General features: G+C 48.7%; 7 protein-coding genes. 2 read left to right on the top strand and 5 right to left on the bottom strand.

Annotated elements, in window-relative coordinates; translation table 11 throughout:
* Window positions 1–610 precede the first annotated feature (610 nt).
* Complete coding sequence (locus LKE08_RS01825; RefSeq protein ID WP_324702484.1) at window positions 611–961, top strand: hypothetical protein; 351 nt, start codon at window positions 611–613, stop codon at window positions 959–961.
* A gap of 286 nt (window positions 962–1,247) precedes the next feature.
* Complete coding sequence (locus tag LKE08_RS01820; protein WP_324702483.1) at window positions 1,248–1,910, top strand: 4-fold beta flower protein; 663 nt, start codon at window positions 1,248–1,250, stop codon at window positions 1,908–1,910.
* 1,314 nt (window positions 1,911–3,224) lie between these two features.
* Here LKE08_RS01820 and LKE08_RS01815 read toward each other — a convergent pair.
* The 5 genes from LKE08_RS01815 to LKE08_RS29225 all read right to left on the bottom strand — a co-directional run bounded on the left by LKE08_RS01815 (window position 3,225) and on the right by LKE08_RS29225 (window position 6,090).
* A complete protein-coding gene (locus tag LKE08_RS01815; protein ID WP_324702482.1) occupies window positions 3,225–3,986 on the bottom strand; it encodes a transposase in 762 nt (253 codons plus the stop codon).
* 596 nt (window positions 3,987–4,582) lie between these two features.
* On the bottom strand, window positions 4,583–4,972 hold the full coding sequence (locus LKE08_RS01810; RefSeq protein ID WP_324702481.1) for a hypothetical protein: 390 nt from the start codon (window positions 4,970–4,972) through the stop codon (window positions 4,583–4,585).
* Window positions 4,973–5,057: 85 nt separating this feature from the next.
* Window positions 5,058–5,423, bottom strand: a complete 366-nt coding sequence (locus tag LKE08_RS01805; RefSeq protein ID WP_324702480.1) for a hypothetical protein — start codon at window positions 5,421–5,423, stop codon at window positions 5,058–5,060.
* Window positions 5,424–5,510: 87 nt separating this feature from the next.
* Entirely contained in the window at window positions 5,511–5,768 is a 258-nt protein-coding gene (locus LKE08_RS01800) for a hypothetical protein (protein ID WP_324702479.1), read from the bottom strand.
* Window positions 5,728–6,090 carry a hypothetical protein gene (locus tag LKE08_RS29225; RefSeq protein ID WP_375341389.1) on the bottom strand — a complete coding sequence of 121 codons (363 nt, stop codon included), beginning with the start codon at window positions 6,088–6,090 and terminating at the stop codon, window positions 5,728–5,730. The genes LKE08_RS01800 and LKE08_RS29225 overlap by 41 nt, the downstream gene beginning before the upstream one ends.
* Between the last annotated feature and the right edge of the window lie 128 nt (window positions 6,091–6,218).

Raw genomic sequence — 6,218 nt, 5'->3', positions numbered from 1 at the left:
GGTTATCCCCTCCTAAACCTCCCCAATCATCTTCAGATGATTTGAGCTATTAGCTTGGGAATTGATTCCCAAGCGGTGCGGATATCCGACCCGTTTTTGTCCGGATATTTAACCGGATTTGATATGATTCCCGGCCCCCAAACCCCCAATTCTGGGGGCTTTGATTCTTGATTCCCAGCCCCCAAACCCCCAATTCTGGGGGCTTTGAGACGACAAATTACGGCGGGGAGGATGTTCACAAGCAGACGTCCGGTAAAGTTAAAGCCGATCGCCTCTGGCTCGGGGTTCGGGGTAAATGCGATCGCTTCCTGACATTTTCGGGAACATGGGTGAAATTGGCGAGAAAACGGAAGTTCTATTTAAGATTGCAACACTTTTGAACTGAAAAACAGCCGTTTCCTAGAAGCTGTGGGAGTTGCAACTGTCACCGGTAAAAAAGAATTCGTCGATACCGTCGCAGTTGACGAAAAAATCCTCGGTAGATTCACTGAGAAATCGGACTTAAAAAAGTTCAAAATTTCTGTAGAAATACTTATATCAAAAGAGTAATTCAAACGTAGGCTGGTAGTAGAGTATCAGTTCTCATGGGGTCCGATTTGAGGAAAGAATTATGGATGAAGTCGTCCGGAAATTGGCGGGTGTCGGGTTTCCCGCGATCGTGCTGTTGGTGGCGATGGCGGCGACGGGACTGACGGGGGCCGCGGCCATCACCGCCGCACTGGCGATGTTGGGGCCGGGTGGAATGGTGGGAGGCATCGTGCTGCTGGGAATCATCGGACTCGCGTCTGATGCTTTGGCTAAATACGGTTTGGAAGCCGTCCTCGTCGGCGTTTATCAGGAACGAGTTGGCAATGGGGAGAACCCATCAAATTTGGGTCGCGAGATCGATATGTTGCCGATTTCTAAGGAATTGCAATTGGTTCTCAAAGATGCGATCGCCGGTGACGACAGCCGGTTTTGAGGTGCGATCGCTTTTCTCTGTTTCCGGATCGCGTCGAGCCTTTCTGAAGGTATTGGGATAGAAAGTGAGAACGATTTACATCACACCGGGGCTGGGCGATCGCGCCCGTGGCTCGGGGGATTCGGGGATGGAGGTTCTGTTGATTTGACCGGAGTAACACAAAATATAAAGAAAATCCCAACAAACTGTGAGACTTAGGGTATACTATGGATAATAGTAGCTATGGCAATTGCCGCGTCAGTTGGGACATCGTTGTTCACTGGAGATGGAGTGCAAATACGTTATCATGACACAGACCTTTGACAATACCTCCAGCTATGACAGTTCTAGCGATGACAGCAGCCAGACCGACTTTGACTCGTCTCAAACGAGCCACCACTTTAATACTGACCTGATTCATCACTCCCAGGCCCACGAGACAAGCGGGTTAGGCGTATCCGATGCCAGCGCTTTTGACATTACCCATTGCTTTGATTCCAGTGCATCTCACTCCGGTCACGAACATTCAGGTTTGGAAACGGCGGAAAGCCATTTCACAAGTGAAGATTCAAGTTCGATCATTAATGATGCAATCAGCCACCATTCTGAGGTGATGAACACCGCAGGTATCGGCTCTCATTGGGCTCACATGGAGTGCAGCGATTTTAGCCCTTACACGACCATTGACGATCATGGAAACGTTTATCGACACTACGGCAGCGGATCCTCTGATTATGAATATGTTGGCTATGTCAAAAATCGACATTTTTATAATAAAAGTCACTACCATATTGGCTATGTCGATCGTGATGGCAAGGTGTACGACGACAACCACCATCTCTTGGGTTGGCAATGTGCCGGTAAAATATACGACAAAAACGGTCACGCCGTTCCCTGTTCACCTAATACCTCGAAAGGTGCGATCGGTGCGGGAGCCTATTTGTGTTTTGTGCAGTTTGGAGGGGTTTAAACGATGGTTTTTCATTTATTCCAGTCGATTGCAGGCGGCATTGGGGTAGCCACGGCAGGGATTGTCAATGCGATCGCCAACACCCGAAATGCCAATAAAAACCGAGAAGCGCAAAAAGAGGTGGAAGACAACCGCCTCGCGATTCAAAAAGCCAGCCAAGAAGGTAACTTCCAGCTTCAGCGCGAACTGTTTAAAAAGCAACGCAAGCTACAGCTAGAGCTACTTCGAGGAAACCGTGAAACTCAGTTGATGGTGGTTCAGGAACAGCGCGAAACCGCTCGTCAGCAACCTTGGTATCACAAGCGCGTTGACAACTGGCCTCTGCGACTGGTTCCTGAAGATATTATTTCCGCTCATCCCAATCGTCAACCCATACCGCTTCAGATTATTCTCGCTCCTCCAGAAATCGATTACGATCGCTTCGGCAACGGTGCGGATTTCCCTAAACTGGAAAAGCGCATTGCTCAAAAAATGCGAACTCTGTTCGATCGCCACTTTCCCCTGGAAACGGACGATCGCCCGGTGGAATTGCTCGATCGCGCCTGGGATAGCAACCGTTTCGGCGGTGGTAGCAGCATCAAAACCCTGTTCAATCAACTGCGATCGGAATCGGTTTTGGTTCTCGAATCGGAAACCAGCGGCGAAACGATTAACCTGCGGGTCGCGTATTGGAGTGGCGGTGCAGAAATCTACAACTACAAAACTGCGATCGCCGATTTGCCTTACTTAGAAATTCTCGATGAGTTTGCACGTCAGCGGGTACGGTTGTGGAAAACCCAAGTTTATGACAAGCGGATCGCTCAAGGGAAAACGGAAGAAGAACTCAGACAACGCTACCCTCAGCAAATGGCGGGACTCAATGTTTGGCGAAGCGAACAGGAAGACCTTGCGGATGGAATTCCTTTCGATCGCCACTATCCCTATGTTGCCGAAGACGATGCGCGGTTTTGCCAGTTGTTTACCTCGTTGCATTCTTTAATGGCGGGGGTATTTGCCGATTTGCACTACCTGATTTTGGAAAACAGAGAGCCGCAACTTCCGGCGATGTTGCCGGACATTTTACCCGGATTTGCGGATGCTGAGGTGATTCGGCAAATGTTGGAGTTGGTGGTAGCCAGTTATGAGCAAGCCTTTACCGCCTTAAAGAGCGATCGGGATGCGTGGCTGGCAGATTTGCGGTTGGCATTTGCCGAAGGGCTCACGCATTTGCCTGATAAAAGTTGGGTACGCCAGCAACTTGAGCGATCGATGATGTTGTGGCTGCAACAGCGAGGTGGAGTGGCTCCTGACACGGATGCCAGGTGGGTTCTGGGTTCAAGAATCATTGAACCGCTGCATCGCCACTTGGGGGTCATAGCAGTTGGCTTTGACGAACTTCTCTGCGACCTCGGAGACTTCCCCACTCTCCACGTCGGGAGGAATCCAAGGGAGTTTCATTTGTCCCGGTGCCGTTTTGTGTTTCCCTCGAATCACTTTCGGTAAAAACTTGCTGCCCCAGTGATATCGCTTCTCCGGCTTAGGTTTCGGCTTGTATTTCTTACAGAATCCCCGATACTTCCGGGCGCATTCGTCCAGGGTATTTCCCAACGATAAAAACGCCGGATGCCACTTCGTCAATCCGTCATCCGTGAGCCGGTCATAAGTACCGTAGTTGGAGAAATCATAAAAGAATCCGGGCTGCATATTGGCGGCTTTGGGATTGGCGTGAATGTACCGTAAAGTGTTCAGCGCCCGTTGCTTGTCCGTGGTCGCAAAAGCGCTGCTGTGGTATCGTTTTTCCCAAAAGTGACCCGTGCGGTTCAGCATCCGGTTGAAACACATGGCGGCGTACCAGTTCAACCAGTGCATGAGTTTGGGTAAATCTTCTGGCTGTCGAGGTTCGATCAGGTAGTGGACGTGATTGCTCATGATGCAGAGTCCGTACAGTTTAAACCGGAACTTTTCCAGCGCTTTCTTGATGGCATAGAGCAGCACTTTCCGGCATTCCAGGCGGGTCAGCTTGAACTCGCGGTTGTTGCATCGGACAGTGATATGGTAGCAGTATCCGGGTTTGAGGATTCGGGATGGACGGGGCATGGCTGTTATTCGGAACGTCCCTTCCAGTTTGTCCTATCTCTGCCCCCAATACGGTCTAACTTTGTTCCCAGGTTGAACACCCAGGATTTAGAAACCGGGTTTTTACCAAAATGTTGGATGGGAACCAAAGCACTCTGGCAAAAAACCCGGTTTCTTCACTGCTACATTTTGAGTTGTTTTTTGTAGGTTGGGTGGCAACAGTGAAACCCAACACCCAAGTATTAATCTGTTGGGTTTCGTTCCTCAACCCAACCTACTTTTTACTGAGTAGGGGTGAAAAATTGATCCTACCGGTTTATTTATCCCTACCCAGATATTGATTAACCGAGTCCACTTGAGTGGACTTTTGCTGTGAGCCTTGAAATTGATTTCAAGGCGGGTTAGTAATACACCAGACAATTGAGTGGTTAGTGAGTTGGCGAGGTTGGGTTAGCAGCGGATGTTGAAACGGATGTAGCGGATGGGTTGTGGGTGGGAAAACTGGCTTTTTGGTAGTGGAACGCAGTTATTTTTTTGTAGGTTGGGTGACAACAGTGAAACCCAACACCCAAGTATTAATGTGTTGGGTTTCGTTCCCCAACCCAACCTACGTTTACCTAAAACTCGATCGCCATCGAAGACATGATCAGGTTCATCACCTGCAAATCAATGGGATCGATTCTTTCGCCATAATCTCCGGTCGAAATATTGACAATATATCGTCCATTCGGGTGGATGAGCCGCGCATACCGATGACGCTCAGGATAAACGGTTTGCACCGTATAAACCACAGCCTCCCGTCCCGCGATCGTCGTAAAGCCGGACTCTCCAGATACGATCTGACCCCCGCCACTTTGAGCCACCTCCCGCACAATATCGCGGACATTACGGACATTACTCGGACGCGGTTCAAGGCTAACGATCACGTCAGAAACTTGGTGTCCATAGCCTCTCATTCTTTCCCGTTCCGCACATTCCATAAATGCCACATCAGCCGGGTTCCGCACAACAATTGATAATTTTCTGCTATTGCCAGAATCTCGTCTGAGCTCCGTGTGGTAGTTTGCCGGAATCTGAAACCGCAAACCCGATTCACGGTTGACCACTTCGCGACGGTTGGATGAAGGTCGCTCTTGGTTCTGGTTTGAACAGGGTGACGATCGCTGCGACTGAACCGGACCGGCCCAAAACAGACAGGTACTCATCAACGATAGGACTGCATAGACTCTTAAATGGTGTTTCATTGTTTTGGTGGGGTTGAACGAGAGCGGAACTCAACATCAACACCAGGGATTTAGAAACCGGGTTTTTATCAACATTTTGGATGGGAACCGAAGCACTCTCTAAAAAACCCGGTTTCTTCACTGCTACATTTTGAGCGGGTGTCGGTTGGGTTTCACTTTGATGCACTTTACAATTATATCTCGATGATGGTGCGATCGCGCCGAAGCGTGCCATGTCCGATGGCGGAAATGATAAAATTTTTTATAATCGAAGATGCTTGACGGCGATCGCCCCTTAGCCCCCAAAAGGCGATCGCTTAAACTAAAAAATTTCTCCAGATAAAATCCGACCATCCACGCGCTCGTAATCATCCTCAACTAGCCACGAATGAGCTTCATCATAAACAGCGCTTTCAAACAAAGGTTTGTAGTTGGCAGTCGCATCATAAATACAACAATTTCCCTGTTGGCTACCGACCAACATCAAAATCCGAGGTGGAAAGATAATCGGATCTACCCATAACTCGATAAATTCCCAATTATCGCTCCGATCGACGAGGTTTTGTGCGAGGGATAACATGGTATTTATTATCTCCTTTAACAATTTTAATTTCGGCGTAATAAAGTTTCAGCCGGCTACCATCAGATCTTATCTGATACCCGATCGGTTCCTCAAAATATAGCCCATAGCGATCGTAATCATCATTTCGATCTTCAACTCCTGTAAGTTCGCCTCTTTCTATAATAGCCCGCACAACAAACTCCATTGTAGCACGGTCTTTAAACACATGAGCCTTTCCCTCTTTTCTCAACAGTCTTGCGACTTGAGGCGTACCCGGAAGGTGCTTGTCAAATAAGCCGCTTCTCGGATGGGGGGTTAATTCTCTATTGATACCACTCATCAACACCCATATTTAAGCTCGACCATCGATGATACATACTTTTCATCTTTTATATAGCAGTGCGCGCTCGTCTGTTTACAGTTTCCTCAGAGGGACAAACCTTTAAACCCTGATGTCGAGGGAATTTC

This window comes from Lyngbya sp. CCY1209 (assembly GCF_035615495.1).
Taxonomy (GTDB): Bacteria; Cyanobacteriota; Cyanobacteriia; order Cyanobacteriales; family Microcoleaceae; genus Limnospira.
Note: the sequence above shows the minus strand (reverse complement) of the source record. Positions and strands in the feature narration are given on the sequence as shown.